This window comes from Pedobacter sp. GR22-6, from assembly GCF_037402555.1.
Classification (GTDB): domain Bacteria; phylum Bacteroidota; class Bacteroidia; order Sphingobacteriales; family Sphingobacteriaceae; genus Pedobacter.
Map to the genome: position 1 here is coordinate 1,282,743 of NZ_JBBEUC010000001.1, position 18,431 is coordinate 1,301,173.

Here is an 18,431-nt window from a genome sequence, read left to right on the forward strand (position 1 = left end):
GCCTACGGTCTGCTGACGGAAAGGATTTCGAATTCCTGGATTCCATCCGGCATTTCCCATTGAATCCGGTCGCCGGTCCTGTAACCAAACAGTGCGATTCCGATGGGCGCAAATACAGAGACTTTACCCACTTTGATATTCGCTTCTTCTGGCATGACCAGCGTAAAAGTAAATTCCTGTCCGGTTTTAACATTAGAGATGCGGGTATGTGATTTTAAGCAGACTACATCGTCGGGTAACTCTTCTTCAGAAAAAATAGAGGCCTCCCTGAGTTCTGCGGCCAGTTTTTCTTTGTTGTACGGGCTCATATTGGATTTCTCTAAATGATCTTTTAAAAGTTGAAAATCGTTTTTTGATAATGATAATGGTTTTGTTTCCATAATAATAGAAATTAAATAGTTTGAAAAAACAAGACGGGCAATAACGATTGCAGCCTGCTTTTAGTAAATGAAATAATAGATTAATTGAAGAATGATCAGGAGATCAAAGGCCCCTGAATCGAAATGAATGAGTGATCCGGGGCTTAATTGATAAAGTCCTTACTAGTGATTTGGGAAGTAAATCCGATTGGATGTGTATCTCTATGGGTTCTCATTACTGCTAATCTCGTGAGCTTTTTCAATATTTCAAAACAAATCAGCTTTTAATTCTCCTGTCAAATACGAAGCTTTCTGATTTTAAGAGCTTTATGGATTTGAAATCTGGATGGAGTGGATTGATCAAATAATTGTATTCTGCCATGATAATCGATGAAGGTACTTTAAGGACTGCTGATTTCGATTCCTGAATCCAGTTTTCTCCCAGTTGTTGGGTCAGTGGAATATTTTCATAATTGATCCAGTCGACCGGCAATTTTTTCAGATCAACGCTTATGATCCTGATGTCATCAGGTATGGCTATGGTCATTACCTGAAAGGCCTGGTTGAGCCCAACCTGATTCCGGTGTACTACATTTTCGAGACAGGCTAACGATCGTGAACCAGCTGTATAAATCATTTCCACGTCATTGGGATTCCATCTCGCTGCTCTTCCAGAAGCGATTAGTGTGCTGGCGTATCTTGCCAATGCAATGCGGAATACCTGCATAATTAGGCCAGATCGCCGTATTCAATTCTGACTAATTCTTCTTCGATCAGCGTAATCCCTGTGATGGTATCCATCAGGTCGAAAGGAATTTGATTACCTAAGCCATACGCAGGCATATTGAGCCATTGATGAAACAATTTGGCCGAGCCAAATAAAGATATGCCCTTGTCGAACAGAGAGAAAGATTTTAACAGCTTCTCGCTTAAAGCAGCATCCAGTTTTGAAGAACTGGATACATAGTTCTGAATCGTTTTTACATTCGTTTTAAAGGTATCCTGAAATTCTTCCTTGCTGAATCCGGATAAGTGAAGAAAATCTAAAGCAGCTTTGGCAGACAGACCATTTTTAGAATTGGTCAATACGCTGATGGGGTTACCGTATAAAGATTGGTAGGGTGCAATCAATGCGTTCTCGGAAACTACCGAAACCTTTGTATTTGTTTTATAGGATTTAGGTGTGCTGGCCATGATGCTTTTATTTCTTAAATCAAATATAGGAAAAATTTCTTTTATTTCTAGAATTTTTTCTTTCTTATGCCCTGTGCTACTTTCTGCGCAATTATTTCCAAAAAAATATATATTTGAGCCATAACTCAAACAAAATGGAATAGCAGGTGCTTTTCCGTAAAATTAAGATTAAACAAGATGGAAAAATTTTCAAAAGTTAAAGAATTATTGGCTGCTGTTGAGGCTGATATCGAAAAGTTCTACAATGCAGGTAACAGTGCAGCAGGAACAAGGGTGCGTAAGGCGATGCAAGACCTAAAAAACCTGGCGCAAGAAATCCGCACCGAAGTAACAGAGAAAAAAAACGCAAGTAAATAGTATTCTAAAGTATCGGCGGCGGAATTAGCGCCGCCGTATATTTCCCCCTCTATATGTCTTATACGCCCAATCCTTCCAGATATACTCAAATGCAGTACCGCCGTTGCGGTAACAGTGGAATTAAACTTCCTGCTGTTTCCCTTGGGCTATGGCATAATTTCGGTCATGTAGACCAGCTTGAAAACTCGGCAAACATTCTTAAGCTGGCCTTCGACAGTGGGATTACACATTTTGACCTTGCAAATAACTATGGTCCGCCTCCAGGATCGGCGGAGGAGAATTTTGGTAAACTCCTGAAACGCGACTTCAGTGGCTATCGCGATGAAATGATCATTTCCAGCAAAGCAGGTTACACCATGTGGGATGGTCCCTATGGGGACTGGGGTTCCAAAAAGTACCTCATATCAAGTCTGGATCAAAGTCTGAAAAGGATGGAGCTAGAATACGTAGATATTTTTTATCACCATCGACCAGATCCGGAAACGCCTTTAGAAGAAACTATGGCGGCACTCGACCTGATCGTTCGTCAGGGTAAAGCATTATATGTAGGGATTTCTAACTATAGGCCAGAAGAAGCTGCAAAAGCAATCAGCATCTTAAAAGAGTTGGGGACACCTTGCTTAATTCATCAGCCTAAATATTCCATGTATGAACGCTGGGTAGAAGATGGGCTATTGGATCTGCTGGGAAACGAGGGGGTAGGCTGTATTCCATTTTCTCCATTGGCGCAGGGTATGCTTACTGATAAATACCTGAAGGGTATTCCGGATGATTCCAGGGCGGCGAAATCACATGGTTTCCTAAAAAAAGAACAGATTACCTCCGAAAGGGTATTGCAATTGCAGGCACTAAATGAAATGGCTGCTGCAAGGGGGCAGAAACTGGCGCATATGGCCTTGTCATGGATATTGAGGGATGAGCGGATCACGTCGGTATTGGTTGGTGCGAGTAAACCAGAACAACTGGCTGACTCACTTAAATGCCTGGACAATATCCATTTTACTGAAACAGAACTGAATCAGATCAACCAAATCCTTTCCAATTCCTAAAACAGCATGGATCAAGCAAAGACTTTACCTGTACTAAATGCGGAAGAACTCCGTGTATTAGGTGTTTTGATGGAAAAATCAAAGACTACACCGGAATATTATCCGATGACAATTAATTCTATCACAGCTGCCTGCAATCAGAAAACTTCGCGTAAGCCAGTGGTACAATATGACGAGCAAACCGTTACACTAACGCTGGATATTCTCAAGAGAAAAGGATTGATCTCAACAGCAACGGGTGGTTCCAGCAGAGCTATTAAATACAAACACAATTTCGCAATCGTTTTTCCGGTGACACCACAGGAAGTGGCTATTTTGTGTCTGTTGATGCTTAGGGGATCCCAGACTCCGGGAGAATTGAATACCAATTCCGGCAGGTTGTATGAATTTGAATCACTTGAAGAGGTACAAAGCGTTTTAGAACGGCTTTCAGATCCTGAAATGCCTTATGTACTGCAATTACCAAAACGCGCAGGACAAAAAGAAACACGGTATACCCACTTGTTAAGCGGAATACCAGATCTTACACAGGATGAAGTGACAGATGAGCACTACAGTAAACCTGCAACTGAATTGGAGTCTAGATTGGCTAAAGTAGAGGAGGAACTTGCTGAATTAAAAACAGCTTTCGAACAGTTGATGAAAGAGCTAATGGGTTAATTCTTCAAAGAATTACTAGCTGTGCTGTCTAGTTTTACCGTATCTGAGGATGCAGTAGTTTTTGTTTCTGCTGTTTCCGTTTGTGGCGCCCTTAACTGAATTTTTTCACTAGAATTACACGCGCTAAGTGTAAGGGTAAATGCAAAGAGAGCTAAGATGGTTTTCATAATTTCTGACTTTATGTTTGGTATGGTCAAAAGTAAGTACTAAAAACTGATAAGCAAGCAGGCTTTTCAGTATTTGACATATCTATGGCTAAAGCAAACTTTTGAATGAACGGTTTGTTGCAAGGGTAAAATTAGAAATCATGGAAAACAGCAGCCACAATTAATTACCCCTTAGCGTCTAGCTCCTGTTGCTCTTTTTCTGCTATGATTTTCCCTTTTTTCAAATCTATGCGGATCAGATTGTATAAACTCATATATACATTGGCAATCCATACCAGTGAAAAGCCTGCAATCAGATAGCCGCGCCAGTCGGGATATAACAAAGTATATTTGGTAATAATCAACATCAGGATAGTTACATAATGACTGAAGCAATATTCACACGTAAATAAATAAAAAAATTTTCTTTGAGCCAAAGTCTTACAGCCTTTAGATCTTGATACGCAAAATTCCCGTGCCTCCCTGAATACTTCTTCTTTCGTTACTGTCCAGGCAATGCAGGCTACAGGAATGGCCAATATAAAAATCCAGTAAAAGGGACTATCCATAGCGATTTGTTTTAGAGATAAACAGCTTTAGCGGCATTTTGTTAGCAAGCTATCAAATGATCACTAATAATGTTATATTAAAGCTCGAAATATATAGGATATGAAAGGTAAGTCACACAATTTTTTTGAGAAGATATCTACTGACATCACCAACTGGACAGGAAGTCCTGTTGCTTTCGGTGTCGCATTTTTAATTGTAATCATTTGGATCGTTACGGGACCCTTATTTAATTATTCGGATACCTGGCAATTGGTCATCAATACAGGAACAACGATTATCACTTTTTTAATGGTCTTCCTGATTCAAAAATCGCAAAATAAAGATTCGAAAGCGATACAATTGAAATTGAATGAACTGATCGCAGCAAGTAAACATGCGAGTAACAGGATGGTCGACATTGAAGACCTTACGGAGGCGGAACTGGATGTATTGCACAAGTATTATCAGAAATTGGCGGATATCGCAGAGTCGGATACCGATATTCACACTTCCCACTCTATAGATGCAGCAGTGCATCTCCACCGGATTAAAAAAGCTGTGGCTGTAAAAAAGGAAGAACCAGGAGACTAGTTGGCCAAAGGAAGACTAAAATAAAAAGTAGAACCTTTTCCTTTTTCGCTTTCGATCCATATTTTACCCTCATGGATCTGTATGATTTCTGAGCAGAGGTAAAGACCGATGCCGAAACCGGATATCGCCAGCGTATGCTTGCTTTCAACGCGATAAAAGCGTTCGAAAAGTTTTCCGATATCCTGCGGTTTTATTCCCATACCTTCATCTTTTACACTGACTATAGCCATTTTGCCTTCCTGACGGCAACTGATTTCTATTAACTTTCCCCTTGGCGAATATTTCACTGCATTGCTCAGCAGATTATTGATCACCTGGCCGACCTTTTCATAATCTGCATTTACCCTTAATTCTTCATAGGGTAAAAAATAGAGGTGGTGGGTGCTGACTGTCAACGCGAAATTCTCCAGGCATTCCTTAATGAGGTCGTTAAGCAGGAAGTCTGTTTTATCCAGATGGATCTTACCAGCATCTAAACGGGAGATGTTCAGAAAGCCGTTGATCATTTCCGTCATCTTTTTAATCTGCAGGTCTGATTTCCCTAGAATCTCAACTGTAAAATCATCACCATTTTTACGGAGTCGGGGAATGAGTAGTTGTACATAAGCCTTGAGAGAAGTAAGCGGGGTTTTAAGTTCATGACTGACCATGGCAATGAAGTCATTTTTGCGGAGCTCATTTAGTTTCTGTTCAGTAATATCCAGCACCGATCCAATAAAGCGTGTGGGTTTATCATTATTGTTGAAATATGCTTTTCCTCTGGCCTTTACCCAACGCAAAACCTGATCTTCGGCACCAACTGTTCTGTATTCGACATCGTAATTGCCATTACTGACTGATTTGATAAACACTTTTTCGATTTCTTCTAATATCCTTTTTCGGTCCTCCGGATGAAGGCCATTGACAAAGTCGCGCTCATAAGAAACGGTATCTTTGTGGCTGATTCCAAAGAGTAGCCTGCAGCGCTCATCCCATTCCAAAGTGCCCTTTTCCAGATCCATATCGAAAGTTCCTAGTTGGGCCGCTTGTTTTGACAGGCTGGTTTGTTCATATGCCCTTTCCAATCTGATGTTGCTTTCTTCGACTTTTTGAGCAGCCATTTTTTCCTGGGTAATGTCCTGTAAAATCCCACTGAATCGAATCGCCTGTTTATTGTCATTGAAAAGTGCCTTTCCTTTGGCTCTTACCATCCTTGGCGCAGGGTTTAATGGGTTAATGATGGTATAAGAAATGTCGTATGATCCGCCGGTTTGGTAATCCATAGCTTTTTCTATGGCATTGGTTACACGCTGTCTGTCTGCGTCCAATATTACTTCAATAGCACTGTGCAATTCAATTTCAGCATCAGTTGGCAATCCGAACCATGTTTTCAACGTATCATTACCAATGAATTTATTGGTTGCAGGATTAAGGTCCCAAGTCCCCAATTCCGCAGCTTCTATTGCAAATTCCAGTTCGTTTTTCGTTTGAACAATTTCCTGGTAGGTCTTTACTTCATTTGTGGTTTCATTACAAATCACCAGGACGCCACCAGCTTTACCATCTTCATTGTTCACCCTGCTGTAGCCAAAGGTCCAGTATACATCTTCCATTTGCCCATTTCTATAAATGGGGATCAATTGATCTTTGCTCCATACAGATTCTCCGCCCGACATCACCTGGTCGATCAGCGGTTTGATCACCGGCCATATTTCCGGCCAGCAATCCGCAGCAGGTTGTCCAAGTGCTTCAGGGTGTTTGCCGCCATTTCCCAGGCTTGGCCTGTAAGCGTCATTATAAAACTGGATAAGCTCTCCTCCCCACCAGAGGAACATCGGAAATTTCGACTTCAGAACGATACCTACTGTAGTTAACAAGCTTTGCGGCCAATTCTCTGGACTTCCCAATACGCTTTTTGACCAATCATAGTAGCGCGTCAGTTCACCCATTTCACCGCCATCTTCCAGGTAGTGCAGGTAAGTATTTGGGGCAGGTTTAACACTAGACATATTTTGTGATTTCAGAAGTAGATAATAGCCTAAGTTAAAAATTATCCGTCAGATTGAAAACCTTAACCAGCTAACTATTGTTGATTTTTATAGGTAATAAATAAAATACTGAAATCATTGGAATAGCTATGAAACAGGTTAAAGTAGCAGAAAAAGCGGATAATTTTTACGATAAGTTTTATGACTGGCTAATAGAGAAAGGCCCATCAGTGCTCTTGGGTATACTCGTGCTGGTCGTCGGACTCTGGCTCATAAAGATTTTTTCAAAATGGATGGAAGGGAGATTGCATAACAAAAAAGTAAATAGCTCCCTGAAACCGTTCTTCCTAAGTGTATCTGTCATTGTTTTGAGGGTGTTGCTTATTGTCTTCGTTATGCAGATACTTGGGATTGGACTTACCATTTTTGCAGCCTTAATTGGAGCTATAGGGGTTGCAGCTGGTTTGGCGCTGTCGGGTACCATGCAGAACTTTGCCAGCGGTGTACTGATCTTATTGTTAAAACCCTTTAAAGTATCGGATAACATTATTGCACAAGGACAGGAGGGAACGGTTACTGCGATACAGATTTTTTTCACTACAGTTACCACATTTGATAACCGCAAGGTTATCATTCCCAACAGTAAGCTATCAAATGAAGTGATTATAAACATCAGTGCCATAGGTAGCAGGAGACTGGATATAGAAATGAAATTCAATTATGGTGTCGACCTTCAGCTGCTGAAAAAAGTGATAGAACAGACCATCGAGGAATCTAAAGACATCCTTAAAACTCCCGAAAAAAGGATAGGGATTTCTATGCTGGAGGAAAGCGGCTATAAGGTGCTGATCAATATCTGGCTTCCTTCACATGGCTTTGCAGATGCTAAACTGGCATTTCAGGAGAAGTTGCTGGACAATTTGAAGAATTCAGGGATTAAACTTCCTGGAATGCCAGATAAGGTAGCTGAAAATAAATAACTATATTGGGTCTTCATTAATTAGAAGAATATCAATATGCGAATTCCGCTTTTCGGTTTTATGACTGGCTCACTGCTATTTGTCGGTTTAAGTTTAAGTGCACAGGAAAATGCCAATTTATTTGTTCAGGATAGCCTCAAAAGGGTCGGTGCCGGTTTTAGCTTTACAGAAGGGTGTTCACCTGACCGTGATGGAAATGTATTTTTTACAGATCAACCCAATGACAAAGTATGGAAATACAGTACTGATGGTAAAATGACTGTTTTTATGGAAAAAACTGGTCGCGCCAATGGTACTTATTTTGATAAAAAAGGCAACCTGATCCTCTGTGCCGATGAGAATGGACAGATATGGTCGGTAAATAGATCAGGGAAAGTAAATATTCTTTTAGATAACCTGAACGGCAAACAATTTAACGGCCCGAACGACCTATGGATTGATGCCAAAGGGGGTATCTACCTCACGGATCCCTATTACCAACGGCCTTACTGGACGCGTACTAAACCTGATCTTACCTCGCAAGATACGTATTACTTGCCAAAAGGAAGTAAAAAAGCCATTTTGGTAGCCGACAGTCTTAAACAACCCAATGGCATAGTCGGTAGTGCAGATGGCAGGCACCTATTTATCTCTGACATCGCAGCAGGCAAGACTTACAAGTACACGATTGGCAAGGGGGGGACGTTAAAGGACAAGGAACTGCTGATCAAGCGGGGTTCTGATGGGATGACGATTGATGCTTCAGGTAATATTTACCTGACCGGAAATGACGGTGTACATATTTATAATCCTAAGGGACAGCTTTTGGGGCTGATCAAAGTGCCTAAAGGTGCGAGTAATGTTTGTTTTTGGGGAAGGGACAAAGGCAAACTATTCATTACCGCAAAAGATGCAGTATATAGTATTGCGATGAATGTGAGCGGGGTAGAGTAGATGATAATTAAAACGCTTTCCATACTGTGTCCCTTACTCTTTTCTGTACTATCTGTCTGCGCGCAGGAAAAATCTACATTCGATAGAAATGGGGTGTATTTCGGTTTTAATGCTGGCACCTGGGCTGGAGACTCAGATAATAAGGTTCTGGGCAGTCCTTTTATGGGAGGGATGTTTTTCGAATACATCAATGAAAAGAATGCTTACGCTTTTACATTTGACATCTATGGGAATACTGCCGAAACAGAGACATTAAATTTGAAATATAGAAATGGTGTAGTAAGCAGTAAATGGTATAGTGGGGCGCAAATTGGGCTCGAATACAGTCGTCAGTTATATGCAGTTAATCGACTGTCATTAGAAGCATTGTCTGGTCTGGGTTATGGGCAAACTACTTATTTTAATCCCAGGGAGGGTAAAGATGATGTGGATCAAGGTAGTTTATATGTCAGCCCAGGAATCAGTATACGTGTTTTTGTGACAAAAAATGCATTTCTCAGATTAAAAGTTCAATATCACGTAACGAATTATGACCTCGGAGATGATTTAAGTACGAGTTTCAAAGGAAACTACTTTATGACGAAATTGAGCTTCGGCTGGTAGCTTTAAATTTCAACTGAGCATGTGTGCCAGTATCGGTACGCATTTTTCCCGGCATGGGGCATAAAACTCCCCGTGTTTCCAGCCTGTGGATTTAGGAGATTGTCCCCACCAGAATTCTGCCATTGCCAGGGCTTTCATTTTTTTTTGAAAAGCATATTGTAGGAGTTTGGGACCAGCGCATTCGCCAGCACCCGCCGGCGGTTGTCGATATCCTGCTTTTTCAAACAGCTCATTCAAACTTTTGCTTTCACCTTTTGAATTCAGGAAATGGTATTGCTCAAATATTTGCTGTTGTAAGGTATTAGATCTGGCTTTTCTTTTGGCCTTTAGCACTGCAATTTCATGCCGGCAATTTTCTTCATTCAGCTGCAATACTGCAATATTTTTCGACATTTGACTCAATTCAAGCATTCCAAGATTCAAGAAATCACCGGTTTTAAGTGTATCGAATACCGGGGGGACAAACCGCGGATGATGGTTGCTACCTGCTAGCTTACCTGAAAATGCTGACAGATAGCCTAATTCCCCTTCATTAGTTTTTACAACTAGTATTCCAAACATTTTTCCGATAATAGCGCCTTCTGAACCTGCGGTCAGGCCGAAATTGTGATTCCAACTCTGCTGATCTTTTAAATGTAACTGCAGTTCTTCGGCCGCAAGCAGGCAGAGCGGATGAGGGTCAGTTATTGCTTCTAAACTCGACACATTTAAAACGTCAAAGGTCTGCTGCTTTTGGAAAGGGCAGAATAAAGTATAATCGGTTAGGTGCTTTGTGCTCATTGACTGAACAAAAGTACAATAAAATTCATTCAAACCTTTCTAACGGCAGGACGTTATCAAATGTAAACATTACAAATATGGAAGCAAACACAGCGTTAATCAGCGACCTTCAAGGATTGGTCAATATTTTAAATGACGGAAAAGAAGGCTATCTCTACGCCGCGCAGACTACACAGAGTGACGAACTTAGTGCCCTTTTTATGAAGTACAATGAGCAGCGTGAAGAATATGCAGAGGAATTAAAAACACATATTGAAGCACACGGCGGTAATTCAGAAAATGAAGGCGGAGGTATCTTAGGTGCCTTACACCGTACATGGATAGATATCAAGCAGGCTTTGAGTAGTCACGAATATATTGCTGTATTGGAAACAATTGAGACAGGAGAAAAGGCTGCTATAGAAAAATTCGATTTATGCATTGCAGATTATGCCAACCATGCGGATCACCTCAATCTTCTTAAAAGACAAAGAGCAGGAATCGCAGCAGGTTTAGCGGAAATAAAAGCAGCGAGGGAGCGCCTGGAGCTGGAAAAAGAAGTTTAAATGTTTTTTTTAAAACCCTATCGCTAAGCCTTTGTTGTACTTACTCAAAAACAACTACTATGAGCACAATAGAAAAATCACTATCCGTTTTAAACGATCTTACAGAAATCAATAATGACCGCATTGCGGGGTTTGAGAAAGCAATTGCAGATATCAAAGATGAGAATGTCGACCTTAAAGTACTTTTTCAGGAATACAGTGCACAGAGCCGTAAATTTAGCCAGGAACTGACTGCTATAGTAGCTAGTTATGGGGAGGAAATAGAAACCGGAAACAGCGTAGCAGGTACACTACACCGTGCCTGGATTGATGTAAAAGCATTGTTTGGCGGCAGTGACCGTGAAAGTATTCTTTCAGAAGCTGAGCGTGGAGAGGATGCCATCAAAGCGGCTTATAAATTGGCTTTAGAGCAAGGTGAGTTAAGTGGTGAAGCACTGTCAACCGTCAGCGCTCAGGCCGAAGAAATCAAATCGGCACATGATAAGATCAAAGCGTTGCGTGATGCGGCTAAGATCATCAACTAATTGATCGCTGATCAATTGATAAAAAAGGCTTTCTGGGAATTCCAGAAAGCCTTTTTTATGTTAAGCTTGTCTTAAACCTCTTCTTTTGTAATCCATTTTCCAACTGTTGGAGGCTGATAATTGTACATTTTATCCAATAGATCAAAAATATCGTCGCTGACTAGTAACATTTGTTGATTGATATCTTTCAACAAACCCTTTTCGACCATCGTTTGGGTGAGTTTGAACAATTCATCATAAAATCCATTGATATTTAAAATCGCAATGGGTTTTTTGTGCAAACCCAGTTGTGCCCAGGTTAGCATCTCAAACAGTTCCTCTAAAGTACCAAAGCCGCCAGGCAAAGCAATCACACCATCGGACAGATCGTTCATTTTGGTTTTTCGCTCATGCATAGTCTCCACCAGGATCAGTTCCGTCAGGTGTTCGTGTGCGATTTCCTTTCCTTTAAGAAAATTGGGCAGTACACCGATAACTTCACCTTGATTTTGCATTGCTCCGTCAGCCAGTGCGCCCATTAGACCCACTCTTGCTCCACCATATATCAATCCTATTTTCTTCTTCGCTAAAGTTTTGCCCAATAAATAGGCTTGTTCTCTAAAGATATCTTCAGTCCCAAAACTGGAACCGCAAAATACAGTGATCCTTTTCATGTCATTTGTTTTTCTTACCTACTTTCGCAGAAATGTCTACAAAGATAAAATTTCTACTTTTCTAAGATATAGATATAACCTCCGTTTTGATAAAAACTCAATTCTATCCAAACTTCCGTTTTGGTGGTTCTGATCACATAGGTATTGACATGTTTGAGGGTATAATCATTAGCCCCAATGATGGTATAGGCATGGTCACCTTCATCTTCTAATATTTTTTTACCAATCTTTTCAATTTGACCGGGAAGCAGCATTGTCGAAACCTGTACTCCCCCAAAATCCGTGATTGCATTATGGTATGCACGTTGTACGACCTGCATGTTAAACGGACTTTCGCTTTCCTGAATTTTATAAATGTTCGAACTGTAGGTCTTTCCCTCCAGGGGAATCAACTTACCATCGACAGCAAAATGTACCGTTTTTAAATCACTTCTGGAGATATCGTTGAATTTGTATTCGACTGGCGCACTGAGGTAAGGGAAACTACCGATTTCTTTACTGGTAACAGGTATTTTAGCGATGTCAAAGGCGACTTTGCCAGTATCAGAGTTTTCGGTTCCTGCGGAGACTACTATCCCCGGTTTATTCAAAGAAGTACTATCTTCTCTTTCAACCTCTTTTTTTGATTCAGTGTTGCAAGCTGCAATGCTGAAAACTGACATCATCAGTATTGAGCAGAATGTAAATTGTTTTTTCATAATTGACTAAATATGGGTTGAATATACTTTTGTAGGCATTACACATAATTCAAGCCAAAAAAAGTTTAGCATTTGAACTCATTATATCAATTTTATGTCATCAATGTTGTATTTATTGGTATATCGGGAATTTCCGATATATCTTTGCTGTATGGATCAAGTTGAAATTTTCAAAGCACTGTCTAACAAGACCAGGTTGCAAATCCTGAATTGGCTCAAAGAACCTGAAGCTAACTTTCCCGAACAAAAGGAGCATGCAGGTTATGATAATGGGGTATGTGTGGGGCAGATTCAAGTGAAAGCCGGACTGACGCAATCTACGGTTTCTGAATATTTATCGGTATTGCAACGTGCAGGATTACTAAAGTCGACCCGGGTGGGTCAATGGACGTATTATCAGAGAAATGAAGAGACTTTTGAGCTATTGAGCAAAATGGTCCAGTCAGAGATTTAAGAAACAACAATAAGATTATGAATACAGACAGCTTGTTCAGGCCTTTTAGCCTGAAATCATTAAACATAAAAAACAGGATTGTAATGGCACCTATGACCCGTTCTTTTTCACCAGAAGGTGTTCCTACCGATGCTGTAGCCGCTTATTATCAGAAGAGGGCTGAGGGAGGCGTAGGATTGATCCTGTCCGAAGGTACAGTTATCGACAGGGAACCTTCTTCCAACGATCCAAATATTCCTCATTTTTATGGAGAGCGTTCTTTATCTGGTTGGAAGAAGGTAATTGATGGTGTACATAATGCAGGCGGAAGTATGGCGCCCCAAATCTGGCATATGGGAGTCATGGATAACCATCATTCAGGTTGGGTGCCCTCAAAGCCCTTTGAAGGACCATCCGGATTGAACCGGCCTGATTTTAATAATGGTAGTACCATGACTGAGAAGGATATCGAAGATACGATTTTGGCCTATGGAAAAGCAGCGGCTGATGCAAAACGTTTGGGCTTTGATAGTGTGGAGTTGCATGGTGCGCATGGTTATTTAATTGATCAGTTCTTTTGGGAAGGAACCAATCAACGCACAGATGGATACGGAGGCAGAACACTTGCCGAACGCAGTCGATTTGCTATTGAGGTGATTAAGGAGGTGCGGAGGCAGCTGGGCGAGGATTTCGCTCTGATCATTCGTTTATCGCAGTGGAAACCTTCTGCTTACAACAGCCAAATGGCCAAAACCCCTGCCGAACTAGAAGCATGGCTCAATCCATTGTCTGATGCGGGTGTAGATATCTTTCATTGTTCGCAACGCAGGTTCTGGGAACCGGAGTTTGAAGGCTCCGACCTCAACTTTGCGGGTTGGGCTAAAAAAATAACTGGTAAAGCGACCATCACTGTTGGTTCGGTAGGTCTGAGTGGAGAATTTCTGGCAGCATTCGCAGGAGAGGGTTCCGAGCCTAGTTCTCTAGATGAGTTGATGCGTAGAATGGATCGTGGTGATTTTGATCTGGTAGCAGTTGGTCGTCCTTTATTGGCCGATCCGTATTGGGTAGAAAAAATTAGGGCTGGACGTACAGACGAACTGAAAGGTTTTACGAAGGCAGCCTTAGCTGAATTGATATTAGAATAACCGCGCTGTTTTCTATTTATGATCAACTAAAAAACTTAATGTATTGTACTTAAATAAAAAAGCCTCAGATATTTCTGAGGCTTTTTCTTGTGATCCCGCTGGGATTCGAACCCAGGACCACTACATTAAAAGTGTAATGCTCTACCAGCTGAGCTACGGAATCGTCTTCTTGTTTGAAGAGGGTGCAAAGATAGAATTTTCTTTTTATTACGCTAAATAAAAATGAAAAAAATTATTTGATCCTTTTCAAGTGGATCGGATCTGGGATATCTACGATTAAAGGAACTTGCTCTATTGTTACAAAACTCGAGTCTAAGCCAAATCCACGTCGTTCAGAAATACTTAAATGCTTCAGGATTTTATGATAAGCCATGGTAATGCGTTCAATGAATTTCAGGCTATTGGAGTTGGATAGAATTTTCTCCAGGACCACAAATCGAAAATCGCCAGGTATTTTTAACGCTTTCAGCGATTCATATTTGCTGGTGATGTCTAGTTCACCAGCAGCAACCATTTCCTCTACTACTTTTCTGAAGAGCACGTTTACGCGTTGTTCTACACGGAACCCGAGTCTGAAATCAATGCGAATCAACTTTCCAGGGATCATGTGATCTACTTCGTATTCCATGGTGTAAGGTTCGTCAGTCACATCTACGTGTAGCAGCCAATACACGTCCGCTCTTTTAGGATGCTTTTGTATAATAGAATAAATTACTGATGATTCAATCTCCGTATTGAAATTTGCGCTGGTTAAGTAAACCAGATTAGATGAATATTTTGCAATCGATTCGTCTGCACTAATGTTCCTGATCACTGGATAGAATTCTTCAATATCTACAAACTTCATATACCTGTTTCGAATGCGACGCCCATTAGACCAGGCCCACATGACAGAAAACAAGGTCATTCCAAGAATCAGTGTAAACCAGCCACCATGTAAGATTTTTGCAGCGTTGCCAGCCAGGAAAGTCAGCTCAATCACGCCATAGATGCTGAGAAAAATAATGATGAAATACATGGGCACTTTTTTCCGCATGAGGAAGACCGATACCAATATGGTGGTCATGAGCATTGCTACAGTGATTGAAAGACCGTATGCTGCCTCCATATTCACTGATTTCTCAAAGATAAGTACAACCACTATACAACCCGCCCATAAGATCCAGTTCATAGAAGGCACATAGAGCTGCCCTTTTTGCTCGCTTGGATAATTGATTTTCACCTTCGGCCATAAATTGAGCCTTACGGCTTCCGCGATTAAAGTAAATGAGCCAGAGATTAGGGCCTGACTGGCGATGGTGGCAGCTACAGTGGCAATTGCAATTCCGTAGATCAGGAACCAATCTGGCATGAGGTGATAAAAAGGATTTACATCACCGAGCTTAGTACCCTGCAATTTCCAGAGCCATACTCCCTGTCCCATATAATTCAGTATCAGACAGATCTTAACATAAATCCAACTGATTCTAATGTTGGCACGACCACAATGTCCAAGGTCTGAGTATAAGGCTTCTGCTCCGGTAGTACAGAGGAATACAGCACCGATGATCAGGAAAGCTTCCGGATTGGTGCTCAGAATGTGATATGCATAGTACGGATTAATTGCTTTTAGTATTTCAGGCAATTCTAAAATATAAGCAAAGCCCAAAACCGCAATCATGGTAAACCAGAGCCACATGATGGGGCCAAAGGCTTTGCCAACCAGGGAAGTGCCGAATTGCTGCAAAATAAACAATAAGGTGATGATAGTAATGACAATAGGTACCGTTGGTAAATCGCTGTAAATCAGACTTAGCCCTTCTATTGCTGCCGATACGGTTACCGCAGGTGTCATAATTCCATCTGCCAGTAGGGCAGCCCCACCAATCATAGCTGGTATAATCAGCCATTTGGCCTTGCGCTTAACCAGAGAATACAGCGAGAAGATACCACCTTCACCCTTATTGTCGGCCTGAAGGGTAATGACGACGTATTTGATGGTCGTCTGTAGGGTCAGTGTCCAAAAAATACAGGAAAGTCCACCAAGGATAAGGTCAGCCGTAATAAGTCTCTCGCCAATGATGGCCTTAAAGACATATAGTGGTGAAGTTCCGATGTCACCATAGATAATTCCAAGACTGATTAATAAACCTGCTGCACTTAATTTTTGAATGTTTTTATGATGGCCCATGGCTATTGAAATGATGCGCCAAATGTATGAAATATATGCATCGGAAAATTACTGTTTTTTATCAAAAAAAAGACTGGTATTTTAATCGATACCAGTCCTTTATATTTTGAGATCAAATCGCAGTGAAATTTGATTATTTCATTTCGACCAGCGATTTGTTATATAGCTTATCTGTGATCTGCTTCAGTTTTTCAGCTGGGACTTTAATCACTTTTCTATCGTAGGTCATTAGGCCATTAGTCTCGTTCTCTACATCTGTCGTCTGCGTATATACTGCTGCTGAAAGGCCCTTTTTGATCTGTCCTTCGATGGTGACCAGGAATGAAGCATATTTTTCGAACAACTCATCGGCAGTTTTGAAACTCTGGTAACCCCAGTTGTTTTTTTCCAACCAATTGTGTCCCGCTACTGGTAGTCCCAGCCCGCCGTACTCACCCAAAACTACAGCATGGGTAGGACCAAATAGGTCGGGTCTTGGCATTCTCGGATCCGGATAGTGGTGCAAATCGACAATGTCGCCAGTGACCACGTGATTACCACCACTCGCACTGTTTACAAGACGTGAAGGATCTTTTTGCTTTGTCCATTCTGCAATCTCTTTAGTTTTGAACTGACCCCATGCCTCGTTGAACGGTGTCCATACCACGATGCTCGGGAAGTTATGAAGGTCGTCCATGATCTTATTCCATTCTTTTTTATACATGGCTTCAGACTCAGGAGTACGGTTTTTGTCTGTACCTCCCATGGTTCCCAGGTTTGGTTCCCATTGATTGCCCAGATCGCCGCTCGGCATGTCCTGCCATACGAGTATACCGCGTTTATCACATTCATAGTACCAGGTTGCAGGTTCTACTTTGATGTGTTTCCTGATCATATTAAAACCCATTTCCTTGGTTTTGATGATGTCAAAAACCATTGCTTCATAGGTTGGGGCTGTATATAGACCATCTGGCCACCATCCCTGATCCAAAGGGCCGTATTGAAATACAAACTCATTATTGAGCAACATGCGTTGTGTACCTTCTTTATCAGGGCCTAATGACGATTTCCGCATCGCAAAATAGCTATTCACCTCGTCGATAACTTTGCCATTACGAAGGATTGCTACTTTCAGGTCGTACAGGAAGGGAGTGTTTGTCGACCATAATTTCGGATTGGCAATTGCAAGTTCTGTTGCCGTACCTGCTTCTACTTCTTGTTCGGCAACTTTGGTTTTACCATCGAAAGCAGTATATCTTACTTTGTCGCCAGCCTGGCTTCCTTCTACATTTGCTGAAACATTTAAGGTTTTTGTATCGATATTGGGAGTTTGCTTCGTTGCTACGATGTGGGTTTTAGGTACCCCCTCTATCCATACAGTTTGCCAGATACCCGTTACAGGTGTATACCAGATACCTTCTGGTTTGATCTGTTGTTTCCCTCTAGGTTGAGGGCCTTGATCTGTTGGATCCCATACACTTACCGTAAGTTCCTGCTTCCCACCCTTTTTCACATAGGCTGTAATGTCAAAATGGAAAGGATCAAATCCACCTTCATGGGTGCCTACTTTTTTGCCATTCAAATAAATTTCTGATCTCCAGTCTACAGCGCCAAAATGCAGAATGATGTTGTTTTTTACATTAGAAGGAACACTAAATGTAGTTTGGTACCAGAGCAGGCTGTCTTTACCTACCGTTTTTCCTACTCCAGATAGGGAAGATTCAATCGCAAAAGGTACAAGGATTTTACCTTTATAGGTTTTTGGCGCAGTGGCGTCCTTAGCAGTTAATGCATAACTCCATAATCCATTGAGGTTTTTCCAATTGTTGCTTCTCGCCATTTGAGGACGGGGATACTCAGGAAGGGTTTTCGCAGGATCTACCTTTTCAGCCCAGGGCGACGCAATTTTGCCAGGTACTGGTTTCCAGGTTTGAGCAGAGACTATCACGGATTGTGAAAGTAATAGTCCGACTAAATAAGTCTTTAGTTTCATAAAATTGAATACTTGGTTTATTGTGGTTAAACATTTCGTACGACAGTTTAATTGCCTGCCCCTTAACGATTATTCAAATAAAAGGCTTTAGCTCTTGAAAAAAGTCTCAAATTTTATGCAATT

General features: G+C 41.3%; 21 protein-coding genes and 1 tRNA gene. 11 read left to right on the forward strand and 11 right to left on the reverse strand.

What is annotated here, in order from left to right; translation table 11 throughout:
* Positions 1-2 precede the first annotated feature (2 nt).
* From WAE59_RS05890 to parS, 3 genes are all read right to left on the reverse strand, one after another.
* A complete protein-coding gene (locus WAE59_RS05890) occupies positions 3-380 on the reverse strand; it encodes a GreA/GreB family elongation factor (RefSeq protein ID WP_337855007.1) in 378 nt (125 codons plus the stop codon).
* 256 nt (positions 381-636) lie between these two features.
* A complete protein-coding gene (locus WAE59_RS05895; RefSeq protein ID WP_337855008.1) occupies positions 637-1,086 on the reverse strand; it encodes an RES family NAD+ phosphorylase in 450 nt (149 codons plus the stop codon).
* A 2-nt stretch (positions 1,087-1,088) separates the two neighbouring features.
* Positions 1,089-1,553, reverse strand: coding sequence for a type II RES/Xre toxin-antitoxin system antitoxin (gene parS, locus WAE59_RS05900; protein WP_337855009.1), 465 nt, complete (start codon positions 1,551-1,553; stop codon positions 1,089-1,091).
* 177 nt (positions 1,554-1,730) lie between these two features.
* On the opposite strand from parS, the gene WAE59_RS05905 reads away from it, so the two are divergent.
* From WAE59_RS05905 to WAE59_RS05915, 3 genes are read left to right on the forward strand one after another with little or no spacing between them, the layout of a single operon-like run.
* Positions 1,731-1,910 carry a histone H1 gene (locus tag WAE59_RS05905; protein ID WP_337855010.1) on the forward strand — a complete coding sequence of 60 codons (180 nt, stop codon included), beginning with the start codon at positions 1,731-1,733 and terminating at the stop codon, positions 1,908-1,910.
* A 53-nt stretch (positions 1,911-1,963) separates the two neighbouring features.
* A complete protein-coding gene (mgrA, locus tag WAE59_RS05910) occupies positions 1,964-2,959 on the forward strand; it encodes an L-glyceraldehyde 3-phosphate reductase (protein WP_337855011.1) in 996 nt (331 codons plus the stop codon).
* A 6-nt stretch (positions 2,960-2,965) separates the two neighbouring features.
* Complete coding sequence (locus WAE59_RS05915) at positions 2,966-3,619, forward strand: YceH family protein (protein ID WP_337855012.1); 654 nt, start codon at positions 2,966-2,968, stop codon at positions 3,617-3,619.
* Between the two features lie 331 nt (positions 3,620-3,950).
* Here the strand turns inward: WAE59_RS05915 and WAE59_RS05920 are convergent, their stop codons facing one another.
* On the reverse strand, positions 3,951-4,334 hold the full coding sequence (locus WAE59_RS05920) for a hypothetical protein (RefSeq protein ID WP_337855013.1): 384 nt from the start codon (positions 4,332-4,334) through the stop codon (positions 3,951-3,953).
* A 100-nt stretch (positions 4,335-4,434) separates the two neighbouring features.
* Between WAE59_RS05920 and WAE59_RS05925 the strand changes: the two genes are divergently transcribed.
* Positions 4,435-4,905: a low affinity iron permease family protein gene (locus tag WAE59_RS05925; protein ID WP_337855014.1), complete on the forward strand. Its 471-nt coding sequence runs from the start codon at positions 4,435-4,437 to the stop codon at positions 4,903-4,905.
* On the opposite strand, the gene WAE59_RS05930 is transcribed toward WAE59_RS05925, so the two are convergent.
* Positions 4,902-6,893: an ATP-binding protein gene (locus tag WAE59_RS05930; RefSeq protein ID WP_337855015.1), complete on the reverse strand. Its 1,992-nt coding sequence runs from the start codon at positions 6,891-6,893 to the stop codon at positions 4,902-4,904. The two genes, WAE59_RS05925 and WAE59_RS05930, sit on opposite strands and share 4 nt — an antisense overlap.
* A gap of 128 nt (positions 6,894-7,021) precedes the next feature.
* On the opposite strand from WAE59_RS05930, the gene WAE59_RS05935 reads away from it, so the two are divergent.
* The 3 genes from WAE59_RS05935 to WAE59_RS05945 are packed head-to-tail and all read left to right on the forward strand — an operon-like array spanning position 7,022 to position 9,388.
* Positions 7,022-7,852, forward strand: coding sequence for a mechanosensitive ion channel family protein (locus tag WAE59_RS05935; protein ID WP_337855016.1), 831 nt, complete (start codon positions 7,022-7,024; stop codon positions 7,850-7,852).
* A 36-nt stretch (positions 7,853-7,888) separates the two neighbouring features.
* Positions 7,889-8,785, forward strand: a complete 897-nt coding sequence (locus tag WAE59_RS05940; protein WP_337855017.1) for an SMP-30/gluconolactonase/LRE family protein — start codon at positions 7,889-7,891, stop codon at positions 8,783-8,785.
* Positions 8,786-9,388 carry a hypothetical protein gene (locus WAE59_RS05945; protein WP_337855018.1) on the forward strand — a complete coding sequence of 201 codons (603 nt, stop codon included), beginning with the start codon at positions 8,786-8,788 and terminating at the stop codon, positions 9,386-9,388.
* A 9-nt stretch (positions 9,389-9,397) separates the two neighbouring features.
* On the opposite strand, the gene WAE59_RS05950 is transcribed toward WAE59_RS05945, so the two are convergent.
* The gene (locus WAE59_RS05950; RefSeq protein WP_337855019.1) at positions 9,398-10,168 is read right to left on the reverse strand and encodes a hypothetical protein; all 771 of its coding nucleotides are present in this window, start codon (positions 10,166-10,168) and stop codon (positions 9,398-9,400) included.
* Positions 10,169-10,245: 77 nt separating this feature from the next.
* Here WAE59_RS05950 and WAE59_RS05955 point away from each other — a divergent pair, with 77 nt between their 5' ends.
* Together WAE59_RS05955 and WAE59_RS05960 are read left to right on the forward strand one after the other, a co-directional pair.
* Positions 10,246-10,713 (forward strand): PA2169 family four-helix-bundle protein, encoded by a 468-nt coding sequence (locus WAE59_RS05955; RefSeq protein ID WP_337855020.1) that lies wholly within the window; start codon positions 10,246-10,248, stop codon positions 10,711-10,713.
* A 59-nt stretch (positions 10,714-10,772) separates the two neighbouring features.
* The gene (locus WAE59_RS05960; protein WP_337855021.1) at positions 10,773-11,237 is read left to right on the forward strand and encodes a ferritin-like domain-containing protein; all 465 of its coding nucleotides are present in this window, start codon (positions 10,773-10,775) and stop codon (positions 11,235-11,237) included.
* A 71-nt stretch (positions 11,238-11,308) separates the two neighbouring features.
* On the opposite strand, the gene WAE59_RS05965 is transcribed toward WAE59_RS05960, so the two are convergent.
* Both WAE59_RS05965 and WAE59_RS05970 read right to left on the reverse strand, forming a co-directional pair.
* Positions 11,309-11,890, reverse strand: a complete 582-nt coding sequence (locus WAE59_RS05965; protein ID WP_337855022.1) for a TIGR00730 family Rossman fold protein — start codon at positions 11,888-11,890, stop codon at positions 11,309-11,311.
* Positions 11,891-11,943: 53 nt separating this feature from the next.
* The gene (locus tag WAE59_RS05970; protein WP_337855023.1) at positions 11,944-12,588 is read right to left on the reverse strand and encodes a hypothetical protein; all 645 of its coding nucleotides are present in this window, start codon (positions 12,586-12,588) and stop codon (positions 11,944-11,946) included.
* A gap of 151 nt (positions 12,589-12,739) precedes the next feature.
* On the opposite strand from WAE59_RS05970, the gene WAE59_RS05975 reads away from it, so the two are divergent.
* Both WAE59_RS05975 and WAE59_RS05980 read left to right on the forward strand, forming a co-directional pair.
* Positions 12,740-13,042, forward strand: coding sequence for an ArsR/SmtB family transcription factor (locus WAE59_RS05975; RefSeq protein WP_337855024.1), 303 nt, complete (start codon positions 12,740-12,742; stop codon positions 13,040-13,042).
* A 17-nt stretch (positions 13,043-13,059) separates the two neighbouring features.
* Positions 13,060-14,166 carry an NADH:flavin oxidoreductase gene (locus WAE59_RS05980; RefSeq protein WP_337855025.1) on the forward strand — a complete coding sequence of 369 codons (1,107 nt, stop codon included), beginning with the start codon at positions 13,060-13,062 and terminating at the stop codon, positions 14,164-14,166.
* A gap of 90 nt (positions 14,167-14,256) precedes the next feature.
* Here the strand turns inward: WAE59_RS05980 and WAE59_RS05985 are convergent.
* From WAE59_RS05985 to WAE59_RS05995, 3 genes are all read right to left on the reverse strand, one after another.
* Positions 14,257-14,329 (reverse strand) — tRNA-Lys (locus tag WAE59_RS05985).
* A 69-nt stretch (positions 14,330-14,398) separates the two neighbouring features.
* Positions 14,399-16,336, reverse strand: a complete 1,938-nt coding sequence (locus tag WAE59_RS05990; protein WP_337855026.1) for a KUP/HAK/KT family potassium transporter — start codon at positions 16,334-16,336, stop codon at positions 14,399-14,401.
* A gap of 133 nt (positions 16,337-16,469) precedes the next feature.
* Positions 16,470-18,308: a glycoside hydrolase family 2 protein gene (locus tag WAE59_RS05995; protein WP_337855027.1), complete on the reverse strand. Its 1,839-nt coding sequence runs from the start codon at positions 18,306-18,308 to the stop codon at positions 16,470-16,472.
* Positions 18,309-18,431 lie beyond the last annotated feature (123 nt).